The organism is Sphingomonas sp. BL-S-25 (genome assembly GCF_055521555.1).
In genome coordinates this window covers 677,525-692,500 of sequence record NZ_CM145486.1, presented here as the reverse complement: position 1 = coordinate 692,500, position 14,976 = coordinate 677,525, and the positions used below count along the sequence as shown (strand labels likewise).

10 protein-coding genes, 2 tRNA genes and 2 rRNA genes (1 of these 14 running past the window's edge) are annotated in these 14,976 nt (G+C 63.1%); 10 read left to right on the top strand and 4 right to left on the bottom strand.

Annotated elements, in window-relative coordinates; all coding sequences use genetic code 11:
* The 4 genes from ACZ1H8_RS03420 to ACZ1H8_RS03405 all read left to right on the top strand — a co-directional run.
* A tRNA-Ala gene (locus ACZ1H8_RS03420) sits at window positions 1-66 on the top strand; it begins 10 nt to the left of the window's first position.
* 392 nt (window positions 67-458) lie between these two features.
* Window positions 459-3,250 (top strand): 23S ribosomal RNA (locus ACZ1H8_RS03415).
* Between the two features lie 111 nt (window positions 3,251-3,361).
* Window positions 3,362-3,476: ribosomal RNA gene (gene rrf, locus ACZ1H8_RS03410) — 5S ribosomal RNA — on the top strand.
* Window positions 3,477-3,549: 73 nt separating this feature from the next.
* A tRNA-Met gene (locus ACZ1H8_RS03405) sits at window positions 3,550-3,626 on the top strand.
* Between the two features lie 722 nt (window positions 3,627-4,348).
* Here the strand turns inward: ACZ1H8_RS03405 and ACZ1H8_RS03400 are convergent.
* Window positions 4,349-5,404 carry an AI-2E family transporter gene (locus ACZ1H8_RS03400; RefSeq protein ID WP_465179999.1) on the bottom strand — a complete coding sequence of 352 codons (1,056 nt, stop codon included), beginning with the start codon at window positions 5,402-5,404 and terminating at the stop codon, window positions 4,349-4,351.
* Window positions 5,405-5,666: 262 nt separating this feature from the next.
* Between ACZ1H8_RS03400 and ACZ1H8_RS03395 the strand changes: the two genes are divergently transcribed.
* The 3 genes from ACZ1H8_RS03395 (at window position 5,667) to ACZ1H8_RS03385 (ending at window position 7,760) form a co-directional block, all read left to right on the top strand.
* Window positions 5,667-6,095 (top strand): hypothetical protein, encoded by a 429-nt coding sequence (locus ACZ1H8_RS03395; RefSeq protein ID WP_465179998.1) that lies wholly within the window; start codon window positions 5,667-5,669, stop codon window positions 6,093-6,095.
* 30 nt (window positions 6,096-6,125) lie between these two features.
* Complete coding sequence (locus tag ACZ1H8_RS03390) at window positions 6,126-6,668, top strand: DUF4189 domain-containing protein (RefSeq protein ID WP_465179997.1); 543 nt, start codon at window positions 6,126-6,128, stop codon at window positions 6,666-6,668.
* Window positions 6,669-6,956: 288 nt separating this feature from the next.
* Window positions 6,957-7,760: a hypothetical protein gene (locus tag ACZ1H8_RS03385; RefSeq protein WP_465179996.1), complete on the top strand. Its 804-nt coding sequence runs from the start codon at window positions 6,957-6,959 to the stop codon at window positions 7,758-7,760.
* Between the two features lie 14 nt (window positions 7,761-7,774).
* Here the strand turns inward: ACZ1H8_RS03385 and ACZ1H8_RS03380 are convergent, their stop codons facing one another.
* Entirely contained in the window at window positions 7,775-7,918 is a 144-nt protein-coding gene (locus ACZ1H8_RS03380) for a hypothetical protein (RefSeq protein ID WP_181401904.1), read from the bottom strand.
* Window positions 7,919-7,967: 49 nt separating this feature from the next.
* Window positions 7,968-9,755 (bottom strand): ABC transporter ATP-binding protein, encoded by a 1,788-nt coding sequence (locus ACZ1H8_RS03375; protein WP_465179995.1) that lies wholly within the window; start codon window positions 9,753-9,755, stop codon window positions 7,968-7,970.
* Between the two features lie 340 nt (window positions 9,756-10,095).
* Here ACZ1H8_RS03375 and ACZ1H8_RS03370 point away from each other — a divergent pair, with 340 nt between their 5' ends.
* The 3 genes from ACZ1H8_RS03370 to ACZ1H8_RS03360 all read left to right on the top strand — a co-directional run bounded on the left by ACZ1H8_RS03370 (window position 10,096) and on the right by ACZ1H8_RS03360 (window position 12,750).
* Window positions 10,096-10,551, top strand: coding sequence for a lysozyme inhibitor LprI family protein (locus tag ACZ1H8_RS03370; protein WP_465179994.1), 456 nt, complete (start codon window positions 10,096-10,098; stop codon window positions 10,549-10,551).
* A 115-nt stretch (window positions 10,552-10,666) separates the two neighbouring features.
* The gene (locus ACZ1H8_RS03365; RefSeq protein ID WP_465179993.1) at window positions 10,667-11,503 is read left to right on the top strand and encodes a glutaminyl-peptide cyclotransferase; all 837 of its coding nucleotides are present in this window, start codon (window positions 10,667-10,669) and stop codon (window positions 11,501-11,503) included.
* A gap of 5 nt (window positions 11,504-11,508) precedes the next feature.
* On the top strand, window positions 11,509-12,750 hold the full coding sequence (locus ACZ1H8_RS03360; RefSeq protein WP_465179992.1) for a threonine synthase: 1,242 nt from the start codon (window positions 11,509-11,511) through the stop codon (window positions 12,748-12,750).
* A 30-nt stretch (window positions 12,751-12,780) separates the two neighbouring features.
* On the opposite strand, the gene parE is transcribed toward ACZ1H8_RS03360, so the two are convergent.
* Window positions 12,781-14,775 carry a DNA topoisomerase IV subunit B gene (gene parE, locus ACZ1H8_RS03355; protein WP_465179991.1) on the bottom strand — a complete coding sequence of 665 codons (1,995 nt, stop codon included), beginning with the start codon at window positions 14,773-14,775 and terminating at the stop codon, window positions 12,781-12,783.
* Window positions 14,776-14,976 lie beyond the last annotated feature (201 nt).

Below are 14,976 nucleotides of genomic sequence, written 5' to 3'. Positions count from 1 at the left end.
CTCAGCTGGGAGAGCGGTTGCTTTGCAAGCATCAGGTCATCGGTTCGATCCCGATAGGCTCCACCATTCCGTAGCGAGCGAGACGAATTAGCGACGCTAATTCGCACGTGAGCCAGGACGGCCAGCGCTGCATAGCGCGCCATAAGGCGCAGCTTCGCTGCGACTGACGGCGTGCGGCGGCGCGGAAGCGCAACCTGACCAAGATTATCCAGGGATGAAGAAACGAGATCCGCTGCGCGAGTAGCGGTAACCGCGGTCTGATGACTGCAGTTCTTTGACATTGTGAATGGGTTTTTCAAATCGATGCCGTGACGGCGTTGGTTTCAGCTGCAAGGCTGTGACTGGCGTCCGAACAAACAGCTGAGATTTATTATCTGCATCACGCGGCAGCGCTACGCCGAGTGGCATGAGGGACTTTGGTCCTGAAGCCCAGCGTTGTCGTTGGTGGTGTGGACTCTCAAGTGTGAGGTAAGGGCATTTGGTGGATGCCTTGGCATGTACAGGCGATGAAGGACGTGGCACGCTGCGATAAGCGTCGGTGAGGTGTGAGCAACCTTTGACCCGACGATTTCCGAATGGGGAAACCCACCTTCACCAATTAATTCAGCCGGTGAGCGATCACTGGCCGAGTTAATTGAGGAAGGTATCACCGAAGTGAATACATAGCTTTGGTGAAGCGAACCCGGGGAACTGAAACATCTCAGTACCTGGAGGAAAAGACATCAACCGAGATTCCGTTAGTAGTGGCGAGCGAACGCGGACCAGGCCAGTGCCTGATATTCAACTAGCAGAAGCTTCTGGAAAGTAGCGCCATAGTGGGTGACAGCCCCGTATGCGAAAGTGATGTATCAGGACTCGAGTAGGGCGGGACACGTGTAATCCTGTCTGAACATAGGGGGACCACCCTCTAAGCCTAAATACTCGTACATGACCGATAGCGAACTAGTACCGTGAGGGAAAGGTGAAAAGCACCCCGATGAGGGGAGTGAAACAGTACCTGAAACCGAATGCCTACAAGCAGTGGGAGGGGCTTCATGCCCTGACCGCGTACCTCTTGCATAATGGGTCTGTGACTTAATGTATCAAGCAAGCTTAAGCCGTTAGGTGTAGGCGCAGCGAAAGCGAGTCTGAATAGGGCGACTTAGTTTGATGCATTAGACCCGAAACCCGGCGATCTAGGCATGACCAGGATGAAGGTGGGGTAACACCCACTGGAGGTCCGAACCGATTAACGTTGAAAAGTTACCGGATGAGTTGTGTTTAGGGGTGAAAGGCCAATCAAGCCGGGAAATAGCTGGTTCTCCGCGAAAACTATTGAGGTAGTGCCTCGGACGAACACCCTAGGGGGTAGAGCACTGGATGGATGCGGGGGTCGCGAGATCTACCAACTCTAACCAAACTCCGAATACCTAGGAGTGATATCCGGGAGACAGACGGCGGGTGCTAAGGTCCGTCGTCAAAAGGGAAACAGCCCTGACCTACAGCTAAGGTCCCCAAGTCACGTCTAAGTGGGAAAGCATGTGGGAATCCCAAAACAACCAGGAGGTTGGCTTAGAAGCAGCCATCCTTTAAAGAAAGCGTAACAGCTCACTGGTCTAAACAAGGGTTCCTGCGGCGAAGATGTAACGGGGCTAAAGACGTGCACCGAAGCTTAGGGTGTGGATTTATCCACGCGGTAGCGGAGCGTTCCGTAAGTCTGTGAAGCGGTCTGGTAATGGGCCGTGGAGATATCGGAAGTGCGAATGCAGACATGAGTAGCGATAAAAAGGGTGAGATGCCCTTTCGCCGAAAGACCAAGGGTTCCTGCGCAAGGCTAATCCGCGCAGGGTGAGCCGGCCCCTAAGACGAGCCCGAAGGGGGTAGTCGATGGGAACCACGTTAATATTCGTGGGCCTGGTGGTGTGTGACGGATCTCGTGTGTTGTACGTCCTTAACGGATTGGACGTGCTTCGAAGAGGTTCCAGGAAATAGCCCCACCGTATAGACCGTACCCGAAACCGACACAGGTGGTCAGGTAGAGTATACCAAGGCGCTTGAGAGAAGTGTCCTGAAGGAACTCGGCAAATTGCCTCCGTACCTTCGGAAGAAGGAGGCCCTGGCATTGCGCAAGCAGTGTCAGGGGGCACAGGCCAGGGGGTAGCGACTGTTTAGCAAAAACACAGGGCTCTGCTAAGTCGGCTTCAAGACGACGTATAGGGCCTGACGCCTGCCCGGTGCCTGAAGGTTAAGTGGAGGGGTGCAAGCTCCGAAATGAAGCCCAGGTAAACGGCGGCCGTAACTATAACGGTCCTAAGGTAGCGAAATTCCTTGTCGGGTAAGTTCCGACCTGCACGAATGGCGTAACGACTTCCCCACTGTCTCCAGGACATGCTCAGCGAAATTGAATTCTCCGTGAAGATGCGGAGTACCCGCGGTTAGACGGAAAGACCCCGTGCACCTTTACTGCAGCTTCAGAGTGGCATTAGGAAGGAACTGTGTAGAATAGGTGGGAGGCTTTGAAGCATTGGCGCCAGCTGATGTGGAGCCATAATGTGAAATACCACCCTGTTGTTTTCTGATGTCTAACCTCGAACCATGAAACTGGTTCAGGGACCCTCTGTGGCGGGTAGTTTGACTGGGGCGGTCGCCTCCTAAAGAGTAACGGAGGCGCGCGAAGGTTGGCTCAGGCCGGTTGGAAACCGGCTGTTAGAGTGCAATGGCATAAGCCAGCCTGACTGCGAGACTGACAAGTCGAGCAGAGACGAAAGTCGGTCATAGTGATCCGGTGGTCCCTCGTGGAAGGGCCATCGCTCAACGGATAAAAGGTACGCCGGGGATAACAGGCTGATAACCCCCAAGAGCTCATATCGACGGGGTTGTTTGGCACCTCGATGTCGGCTCATCACATCCTGGGGCTGGAGCAGGTCCCAAGGGTTTGGCTGTTCGCCAATTAAAGTGGTACGTGAGCTGGGTTCAGAACGTCGCGAGACAGTTTGGTCCCTATCTGCCGTGGGCGTCGAAATTTGAGAGGAGTTGACCCTAGTACGAGAGGACCGGGTTGAACGTACCTCTGGTGTACCTGTCGTCGTGCCAACGGCGCAGCAGGGTAGCTATGTACGGACGGGATAACCGCTGAAAGCATCTAAGCGGGAAGCCTCCCTCGAGATAAGATTTCTTAGAGCGGTCGAAGACCACGACCTTGATAGATCGGATGTAGAAGCGCGGTAACGTGTGGAGCTAACCGATACTAATTGCTCTATTCGCACTTGATGAGTCCCACCATCAACGACAGCCCTGGACGGCTGATCGTCGATCAAGATAATCATCACACCTGTTTGCACGGGCATCGATAAAACCCAATCCAGCTGCACAAGCTTCATTGCTTGGTGACCATAGCGTCTGTGACCCACCCGATCCCATCCCGAACTCGGACGTGAAACCAGACTGCGCCGATGGTACTATCGCTCAAGCGATGGAAGAGTAGGTCGTCGCCAGGCATTGAAGCCTGTGCAGCCAGGATCAGAAAAACCCATTCACTTGTCGCCTCTCACACAGGCACAACCAGGTTGACGCGGGATGGAGCAGCCCGGTAGCTCGTCAGGCTCATAACCTGAAGGTCGCAGGTTCAAATCCTGCTCCCGCAACCAACATCACATACACAGCCGCCTCGGTAACCACCGCAGGCGGCTTTTTTGCGTCTGACGCCACGTCGCGACAGCAAAAGCTTGCGGGGCAGCATGGTGTTTCGCTCGGTCCAACGCGATCTGAGATTCGGTTCGCGACAAGCGGCCTGCTGGAACACGGCCTGCACGCCCCGGGATCGAAGATCGTTAGCCGGCTAACGCCGTCAGCGGACGCACCGATCATTCTTCCACGCTCCCCCGCGATCGAGGCAGCGATCTTGAGCAAGAAACGGCTTTAGCCAAACCGCGGCTCCGACCCCGAGAAGTGTCAGCGTGACCAGCCCAAGCAGCGCGAATTTCCAGGTCAGTCGCATTTCGGGTTCCTCGTCGAGTGGGATCTTGATCTGGCGCATATGGGATCGGGTTCGGAAGGTTCGCCTGAACCATATGTTGCGCAAGCGTCCTCAAGTGCGGCGCTCATACGAACCTGTTGATCGGGACGGAAGTGCCTGTCGGTCGCGACCGGTGAGGCACCACGGGCATCGCTTAGTCGCAGATCGATCCGCGCGCTCGATCTTGAGACAGTAGGCCCTGGCCGGAACGAGGTCTGCAGACCGGGCGCGCCGTGTTGGCGCCTCGTCTCTCGATGGATACTTCATGGGCGCCGGCGGGCGGCGCAATGGCCTGACCGATGCGCACCGCAGGCGCGGTGCGGATTGCATCGACCACGCGGTTTCGAACGACGCTCAGTCGTCGACCGGTTTGCCCAGCCGCCCCTCGATCCATAATTTCCGGATCAGCACGAAGCACAGCACCGTGAGCGGACCGCCCAGGATCAGCCCGGCGGGACCGAAGATGACGCCGATCGAGAATAATGAGAACATGGTGACTGCCGGCGGGATCTTGACCGAGTGGCGCATGACCAGCGCGTTGACCAGATTGCCGTCGGTCTGCTGCACCACGAAATAGATCGCCGCGATCTTCCACACCGCATCGCCGCCCATGGTCAGGCCAATCAGAACGGCGGGAGCCGCGGCCATCAGCGGGCCGATTACGGGGATAAAGCCCAGAACGGCAGCAATGACTGCGAGCGCGAGTGGCGAGGGCGCGCCGATCAGCCACATGCCGAGGAAAATCGTGACGCCGACGAAGATGACCGAGACCGTCTGTCCCAGCAGGAAGCGGCGCAGCGCGACGCCCAGCTCGTGCAGCGTCTCCTCGCCGCGCGCTTCCCATGACCGGGGAAGGATCATGTGGAACCCGGCGCGATAGGTCGAGGGCTGGGCAGCGAGGAACACGCCGCCCAGCATCGCCAGCAGCGTCGCCGAGACCATGCCGCTGACAAAGGACAGGATCGAGCGGACGATCGACACGATGTTGCTTCCCGATGGGGAGAATTGCTCGACGATATGGTTGAGCCGTTCTTCGCCGACGCGGGCGCTGAGATCCTGCCATCCGCCCGGGACCAGGCCGGCAAGCTGGTTGACCTGGCTGACAAGCTCGCTGCCGAACAATCCGGCGATCGCGAAGATGCTGCCGAACAGGGTGATTGCAGCCAGCGCCAGCGCAATCGGGCGGGGCAGGGGCACCCATCGGCAGATCAACCGCGTCAGCGCGCCGAGCACGATCGCCACGAGCGTCGCCGCGAACAACAGCAGCAGGACCGGCCGCAGCTGCCAGAGAAGCGCGGCGAATGCGAGCAGCGCGAGCAGCGCCGCGCCGGCGGTGAACAGGCGGTTGCCGGGGGCGCCGGCAATCGCCCGCATCTTGTCGTCCGGCTCGGTCGGCGGCGTCGCTGTCACATGATCCCCTGTGCTTGTCCCGACATCGACCGCATAACGTTCCGGAGGCGAAAATGGCCAACAGGTCTCCCGGAAGATCGAGGCGTCTGCCGAAGGGCACTATTAATTACACAGCGTTAAATTTCCGCTTGCAACGTCGCGGTTAATAACGCATCTAATTTACGTTAATCGAAACTGCGAGAGAGTGGATCCTATGAAAGTTGATCGCGTGCTTCTCCTCTCCCTGGCGGCGCTGGCCTTGCCCGCCGCCGTTCACGCAGAAATGCCCCAGAGTGCCAGGCAGCAAGCGGCCAAGCCCAAGGCGACCAAGCCCAAGGCGACCAAGCCGCAAGCGGCGCGGCCTCAGGCGGCAGCGGGTCAGACCCAGCAGCCGGCGGCAGCCGCCGAGCCAGCGCCCGCGACCGGCCCCAGGGTGCATGTGTCCAAGTCGCGCGATGTGACCGACTGCACCGCGCGGACCCAGGGGGGCAAACGCACCGTCGTCGGTCAAGGGCTGGGCGCGCTGGTCGGCAGTAAGGTCGGCGGCGCCAACGCAGTGATGGTCGGCAGCGCGGCGGCGGGCGCGGTCGGCGAGTCGCTCGACAAGAAGGAGCGCTGCGGTCCGTCGGCCCAGATCGAGAGCAACGCCGCGCCGGCCGACGCACCGAAGAAAAAGAAGAAGATCAGCCTGGGCCGCATCCTCGGACAGTGATCATCCCTTCGGACGCAGGAGCGTGTCGTCATGACTAGACGCATGATATCGTCTCTGGCCGGAGCGGCAGCGCTGCTCGTCGGCCTGTCCCTGGTCCACCAGGACAGCGCCTCGGCACAGCGCCAGACGGTGTTCATTTGCAACGGTGTCGCGCAGGGCAGCCCGAACTGCGCGCCGCCCACGCCTGTGCTGAAACGGTACATCCATGTCGACCGCTCGTTCGGCGCGCTCGCCTATGACGAGATCAAGTCGATCTGGTACGGCAGCTATCAATACCCTTCCAAGTCGGAAGCGCAGAAGGGCGTGCTGGCGCATTGCCGGGAAAATGGTGGCGCCGCGTGCAAGCTGATGCTGTCCTACACCAACCAATGCGCGGCGGTGACGCGGGTGGTGGAAGGCGGGGCGGAGGCAAAGGGCAAGGATTCGGTCAACACCGGCAGCACGCAGGAAGAGGCTGAAGCCAATGCGCTCCGATCCTGTCAGGCCGATTGGGGCACGCGAAGCTGCACGGTGAAGCTGGTCAATTGCAGCCATCACAATGTGACGCGGTGGAGCCGGTGGGTATATGATTGATCGCTGACCGGGCGAAACGGCCGATGCCTTGCTAGGTCATGGATGGCAGCCGTCGGAGCTCTATTGGATCTGCCAGCAGTTTGATGTCGCTCGTAACCGAAATAAGGTTGAAGGTGGTGGGCTCGTCGTGCAGCTCGCGATTCCATGGGCGGTGAGAGGACACGGCGGCAACTTCTGCTGACGCTCTGTGGCGGCGGATTTTTGCCCCTTGTGGGGTCAGGCTGCACCTATAGTTCCGGGCGCCGTGTCCGCGACGGACGGGGTATCGCGGGCATCCTGCGAAGCCGGGTGTCGGTGCCGCATGAGGAGACGCTGGCCGCATATCGGCGGGCTGGCGCACAAGAGGCGAAGGCGCATGTCCTTGGCGAACACGACTGGGGCCTTGTCGACCGCGCGCTCAGCGACCTGCCGCCGGTCTATCAGCACATATTGGAGGGGCGGCTCGATCGCCTGAGCTTTATCGATGCGCCGAGCAGCGCCGGATCGGCCCTGACGCGGCACTTCGAGGGCCCGGGCGGCGAGCCGCGCTTCGATATGACGCTGCGCGCGGATGTACTGAATCTGTCGCTGAGCGACTTTCTGAACCGCAAGGACCAGGCGCTCTTCGCCGAAGACGGCACCGGTTACCGGCTCCAAATCGTGTCGAACGATCTGCCGGCCCTGACCTATGTGCTGCTGCACGAAGCGGTACATGTGCTGGACCAGAGTTATCGCATTTCGGCGAACATGCGGCCCTTCGCATCGATCTGGGCCGACTATCGAAGCCTAGCCGAGCCCTACGCGTCGGGGCCTTTGGTGCGTTCGGCCTATCGGCGCGGTCCACTCCTGCCGGCGGCGCGTATGCCGGAAATCTACCAGACGCTGGGCAAATCCCCCTTCGTCTCGCTCTATTCCACCGCTTCCGCCGGCGAGGATCTGGCCGAGCTATTGGCCTGGGCGCATCTGGCACGCCGGCACCGCGCGCACCTCGAGATCACGGTGCTGGATGCGAGCGGACGGCGCGTGGCACGAGTGATGCCGCTGCAGTCTGCCGCCGTGCGGGCGCGGTTGAAGCGGGCGGAATCGATCGTGGCGGCGATCCACGCGAGGTGATGATCGCTGCCTGCCTATTTGGGCTGACGTGCGTTCTGCGCGACCGCCACGACGACGCACGCGAGCAGCCCCAGTGGAAACCATAGCCCGAACTTGCCGGTAAGCAGCCCGATCGCTCCGAAGATCAGGAGGATCGCGAAGGGGGAGTAACGCTTCATCCGTCAAGCCTATGGGAACGGCAGTCTGCCCGTCAATCTCGCCGCCCTGTCACGCGACGATCTCCGGCGCGGCAGTGCCAGCCTGGCGCTCGAACAACCGGCGATACTGGCCGTCCGGCGCCGCGAGCAGCGCGTCATGACTGCCGTCCTCGACGATCCTGCCGCCTGAAAACACCAGGATCCGATCGAGCGCCCGCACCGTCGACAGCCGGTGCGCGATGACGATCGCGGTCCGCCCGACCATCAGCCGCTCCATCGCCTGCTGGATCGCCGCCTCGGATTCAGAATCGAGGCTGGAGGTCGCTTCGTCGAGGATCAGGATCGGCGCATCGGCCAGGAAGGCGCGCGCGATCGCGACGCGCTGACGCTCGCCGCCCGACAGCTTCACGCCGCGTTCGCCGACCAGGGTGCGATAGCCCCTGGGCAATGCCTTGATGAAGTCATGCGCATTGGCCAGCCGGGCCGCCCGCTCGATCTCCGCCTGGGTGGCGCCGGGGCGGCCATAGCCGATATTGTCGGCGAGCGAGCGGTGGAACAGCACCGATTCCTGCGGCACGATCGCGACCTGGCGGCGCAGCGAGGCCTGGGTGGCGTCGGCGACATCCTGGCCGTCGATCGTGACCTGTCCTGCGTCGACGTCATAGAGGCGCTGGATCAGCTTCACGAAGCTGGTCTTGCCCGATCCCGACGGACCGACCAGGCCGACCCGCTGTCCCGCCGGAATGGTGACGGTCAGGCCGTTATAAAGCGCGCGATCCTGCCCCGGATAGCGGAAGCGCACGCCATCGAAGCGGATCGCGCCGCCCGCGACCTGGATCGGACGGGCACCCGCCCGGTCGGCGACGCCCAGCGGCTCGTCATGGAGCTCGACCAGTTCCTCCATCTCGTTCACCGCGCGCTGAAGCTGGTGCACATATTGGCCGATCTCGCGCAGATAGCCGTTCAGCACGAGATAGCTGGTCAGGACATAGGCCATGTCGCCCGCGCTCGCCTGGCCCCGCGCCCAGAGCAGCAGCGCGGTGCCCGTCGTCGCGATGCGGATCAGCCAGAGCAGCGCGAGCTGGCCGGAGCCGGCCCAGGTGAACGCCATCCAGGTGCGCCGCGTGCGCCGGCGCCACTTGCCGACCGTACGGCCGAGCAGCTGCTCCTCGCGACCCTCGCTGCCAAAGGCCTTCACCACCGCGTTCGTCCCGATCGCGTCGGCAAGTACGCCGCCCAGCCTGGTGTCCCACTGGTTGGACAGCCGCGCGCGCGGCGCGAGGACGCGGGTAGCGAGCGCCACGGTCAGCGCGATATAGGCGATCGCGCCGACTCCCATGACGAGGCCCAGCAGCGGCCAGTGCGCCGCGAGTAGCACGACCGTGCCGATCAGGACGGTCAGCGAGGGCAGCAGCGCGAGCAGCAGCACGTCGTTCAGCGTATCGAGCGCCCACATGCCGCGGGTGATCCGCCGCACCGTCGATCCCGAAAAGGCATTGGCATGCCAGTCGGTCGACAGCCGCTGAACCCGGGCAAAAGCCTCCTGGGTCACCGTGCCCATCATGGTCAGCGTCAGCGGCACGATCGACCACCAACCGAGATGGCGCAGGACGACCATCGCGCAACCCAGCGCGGCGATCGCGGCGAAGCTCCACCAGGCCAGGCTGGCATCGCCGCCGCCGACCGCGTCGATCATCCGCCCCGCATAGACCGGCACGAATACCTCGGTCAGCGTGCCGAGCATCATCGCCCCGGCACAAGCGAGCGCCGGCAGCGGCGTGCGCGCCCAATGGCGGAAGGTGAAGGCCAGCACCTTGCGCAGCACCGAGGCGCGCGGGAACAGCTCGTCATCGTTCATCGAATGTCACCGTGCGATTGCGCACGGTCCTCAGATCAGGGGTCGGTCGGACTGGGCGGGAAGGGGCGGATCAGTGGTGAAGAAGACCACCGACCCGAAGCACCGCCGGGAAGCGCGCAAGAAAATCGATCATATCCGCGCTCCTTTCCGTTCGTCGCTGAGATGCGGTCGCCTTAGCCGATTTCCTCTGCGAACGCCACAGGGCGGCGGGATAGGTGGCAGTTATGACGTTGAACGCCGGGGCGGGGCGCCGTACGGGACGGTGCCCGCGTGACGGGGTGACCCTTCGGCCTCGTCATGCGTTCCGAGCCGGCATCTCAAGCGAAAGGCGATTCCCTTCATGAAACTGCTGCTCCCGAGCCTGTTGGTCCTTGCCGCAATCGGACAGCCCGCAACCGGGCAAACCGCCGGGGCGACCGCCCAGGATGCGGGCCAGGCGGACCCGGCCTGGCTGGCGAAATGCATGGAGGACAATGGGTCGACGCTAGGCACCGCCAAATGCATGGTCGAGCACCGCATGGCGCTGCAGGAGCAGCAGCAGGCGCTGCTGAAGCGGATCCGCGGCAAGCTGGCCGGTTCGGGCATCGAGGGTGCCGACTATAAGGCGGCCGCCGCGAGCCTTGCCGAGGCTCAGAAGCATTGGGAGGCGTTCATCGCCGCCGACTGCGATATCGTCGGGTCGGTGTTCGGCAATGGCACCGCCTTCGGCCTTGCCGGCGAGGATTGCACCATCAATCACTACCGCGCCCGCAACGATCAGTTGCGGGCACTGGAAGAGAATTACCTGACCCAGTGAGCGTGCCCGCGCGTCTTCTGCGATTTCTCGCCGTGCAGCTTGGCGGCTGCGCGGCCAGTCGGCATAACGAAGGTGACTCCCGGCTGATGGGGCCGGCACAGACATGCGAGGACCGATGCGTCGCCTGATCCTGATCCTTCTCGGCGTGGTCGCGCTTGCGGCGGCGGCCTGGTTCCTGTTCTTCCGCGGATCGGGCACGCCGCCGGTCTATGCGGTGACGGTGGTCAAGACGATGCCGCACGATCCCGACGCCTTTACCCAGGGGCTGTTCTACCGTGACGGGCATTTCTACGAGAGCACCGGCGGCGAGGGGACGTCGAACCTGCGCAAGGTCGATCCGGCGACCGGCAAGGTGCTGCAGCAGCAGGACCTGAGCCCCGCCTATTTCGGCGAAGGCATCGTCGACTGGGGCGACCGCGTGCATCAGGTCACGTGGAAGAACCAGCAGGGCTTCACCTACACGATCAAGGATTTCACCCCGCAGCCGGGCTTTTCCTATGAGGGCGAGGGCTGGGGCCTGACCCGCAACGACAAGAACATCATCCTGAGCGACGGGACGCCGGTGCTTCGCTTCCTCGATCCGAGCACGATGAAGGAAGTGTCGAAGCTGACGGTCACCGCAAACGGCTGCCCGGTCGAGGAGCTGAACGAGCTCGAATGGGTCGATGGCGAGATCTACGCCAATATCTGGCAGACCAAGCTGATCGCGCGGATCGATCCCACGTCGGGCAAGGTGAAGAGCTTCCTAGACGTGACCGGCCTTGGGCCGCAGACGTCCGATCCGGACGCGGTGCCCAACGGCATCGCCTATGATGCGGCGGGCAAGCGGCTGTTCCTGACCGGCAAGCGCTGGCCGGAACTGTACGAAGTCCGTGAAGGATCGCGCCAGCCGGACTCCGCGCCGGCGATGGGGCAGGCGGCACAGATCATGGCGTGCAAGGCGGGCGGCTGACCCGCATGCGCCATGACGACGATCTGACGGCGGATCGGCCGACGTTCGTCACCCATCTCGAATGTTCGATGACGGGCGAGACCTATGAGGCCGACCGCCTGCACGGGCTGTCGCGTGTCGGGCGCCCGCTGCTGGTGCGCTACGACCTGGCGGCGGCAGGGGCGGCGCTGACGCCCGCGGTCCTTGCCGGGCGGCCGGCGGATCTGTGGCGCTACCGTGAGATCCTGCCGGTTCGCCGGACGGAGAATATCGTCAGCCTGGGCGAGATCGCGACGCCGATCGTCGACCTGCCTGCGGTCGCCCGCGCTGCCGGTGCATCGAATCTGTGGGTCAAGGACGAGGGGCGGTTGCCGACCGGATCGTTCAAGGCGCGCGGGCTGGTGATGGCGATCGCGATGGCCAGGGAACTGGGCGTCACGACGATCGCGATGCCGACCAACGGAAATGCCGGCGCGGCAGCCGCGGCCTATGCCAGCCGCGTCGGGATCGAGGCGGTGATCTTCTGTCCCGCCGACACGCCCGAGATCAATGTGCGCGAGATCGCAGCGCAGGGCGCGCGCGTCTACCGGGTCAATGGCCTGATCGACGATTGCGGCAAGCTGGTCGGGCAGGGCGCGAAGGAGCGAGGCTGGTTCGACCTGTCGACGCTCAAGGAGCCCTATCGGATCGAGGGCAAGAAGACGATGGGGCTGGAACTGGCCGAGCAGTTCGGCTGGGATCTGCCCGATGCGATCTTCTATCCCACGGGCGGCGGCACCGGGTTGATCGGCATGTGGAAGGCGTTCGACGAGATGGAGGCGCTCGGCTGGATCGGGCCGAAGCGACCGCGCATGTACGCGGTCCAGGCCGAGGGCTGCGCGCCGATGGTCCGCGCCTGGCAGCAGGGCGAGCGCCACGCCACCCGCTGGGAGGATGCGCATACCGTCGCCGCCGGCATCCGCGTGCCGCAGGCGGTGGGCGATTTCCTGATCCTCGATGCAGTGCGCCGGTCGAACGGCGCCGCGCTGGCGGTCAGCGATGCGGCGATCCTTCAGGCGGTGGACGATGCCGCTCGCACCGACGGCCTGTTGCTGTGCCCGGAAGGCGGGGCGACGCTCGCGGCCTGGCGCGATGCGCTGGCCGAGGGGCTGGTTTCGCCCGATGACAAGGTGCTGCTGTTCAACTGCGCGACGGGCCTGAAATACCCGATGGCGGATCAGTCGCGCACACTGGACCGCAACGGCCCGATCGACTTCGCCTCGCTCTAGGCAGACTTTGACGGAAGCGGCGAAGAGCGATCAAGCGTCGATCGCGTCTTCCTCCAGCCGGGCCGCATTTTCCTGGATGAAGGCGAAGCGATGGGCCGGGTTGTTGCCCATCAGCCGATCGACCAGATCCTTCACGCCCGCGCGCTCCTCATACTCCTGCGGCAGGGTGACGCGGAGCAGGCTGCGCGTCTTCGGATCCATCGTGGTTTCCTTCAACTGCCCCGGGTTCATCTCACCCAGGCCCTTGAAGCGACTGACTTCGACCTTCTTGCCCTTGAATTCCTTGGCTTCGATCTGCGCGCGGTGCGCGTCGTCACGGGCATAGACGCTCTTCGCGCCGACCGTCAGGCGATAGAGCGGCGGCTGCGCCAGATAGAGATGTCCGCGCCGGACCAGGTCGGGCATTTCCTGGAAGAAAAAGGTCATCAGCAAGGTCGCGATATGCGCACCGTCGACGTCCGCGTCGGTCATGATGATGATCCGCTCGTAGCGCAGATTGTCGGGCTGGCAGTCCTTGCGCGTGCCGCAGCCCATGGCGAGGATCAGGTCGGCAATTTCCTGATTGGCCAGGATCTTGGCGCTGGTCGCCGAGGCGACGTTGAGGATCTTGCCGCGGATCGGCAGGATCGCCTGGGTCTTGCGGTCGCGCGCCTGCTTGGCGCTGCCGCCTGCTGAGTCGCCCTCGACGATGAACAGCTCGGTGTTCGCCGGATCGTCCGCCGAACAGTCGGTGAGCTTGCCCGGCAGGCGCAGCTTGCGGCCGGAGGTCGCGGTCTTGCGCTTGACCTCGCGCTCCTGCTTGCGGCGCAGGCGCTCGTCCATCCGCTCGAGCACATAACCGAGCAGCGCCTTGCCGCGGTCCATATTGTCGGCGAGGAAATGGTCGAAATGATCGCGCACCGCCTTCTCGACCAGGCCCGCCGCCTCGGGTGAGGTCAGCCGGTCCTTGGTCTGCGACTGGAATTGCGGATCGCGGATGAAGACGGACAGCATCAACTCGCTGCCCGTCATCACGTCGTCAGCGGTGATGTCCTTGGCCTTTTTCTGGCCGATCAGGTCGCCAAAGGCGCGGATGCCCTTGGTCAGCGCGGCGCGCAGGCCCGCCTCGTGGGTGCCGCCATCGGGCGTCGGGATGGTGTTGCAATACCAGCTGTACGAGCCGTCGCTCCACAGCGGCCAGGCGACCGCCCATTCGACCCGGCCCTGATTCTCGCCGGGAAACTCCTGCGATCCCGAAAAGAAGTCGCTGGTCGCGCATTCGCGCTTGCCCAGCTGCTCCTTCAGATGGTCGGCGAGGCCGCCGGGGAACTGGAAGACCGCCTCGGCCGGGGTCTCGTCGGTGATGACCGAGGGATCGCATTTCCAGCGGATCTCGACGCCGGCGAACAGATAGGCCTTGGACCGGGCAAGCTTGTAGAGGCGCGCCGGCTTGAAGTGCATCTCGGGCCCGAAAATCTCGGGATCCGGGGTGAAGATCACCGCCGTGCCGCGACGGTTCTGGGTCGGGCCGACATGCTCGATCGGGCCCAGTGTCTGGCCCTGGCTGAAACACTGTCGATAGAGCTGCTTGTCGCGCGCGACCTCGACGATCGTCTCGATCGACAGGGCGTTGACGACGCTGATGCCGACGCCGTGCAGGCCGCCCGAGGTGGCATAGGCCTTGCCCGAGAATTTGCCGCCCGAATGCAGCGTCGACAGGATCACCTCGAGCGCCGACTTGTCGGGGAATTTCGGGTGCGGATCGGTCGGGATGCCGCGGCCATTGTCGACGATGGTCAGCCGGTTGCCCTTGTCGAGCACGATCTCGATCCGGCTGGCATGGCCCGCCACCGCCTCGTCCATCGCATTGTCGAGCACTTCGGCGGCCAGATGGTGAAAGGCGCGTTCGTCGGTGCCGCCGATATACATGCCGGGTCGGCGACGGACGGGCTCCAGTCCCTCCAGCACCTCGATCGAGGAAGCGTCATAGGTGCCCGCTACCGGAGTGGGGGCAGCGAAAAGATCGTCGTCGGACTTTGTGGCCATAGGAGAACGTATAGGGGGTGAATGGCAGAGGTGCAAAGCCCGTCCGACCGGGCGCGACCGGCATCCGCGACGTACGTCCAGGATTCCATCCAAAACGGACCTGTTGCGGAAATGACACGCTGCACAATCCTTTCGCAGCTGCGGGATATCATCCGTTTTGGCTGCGTTCTCCCACTCCCTGAGTATGTTTGGAGTTCCCCC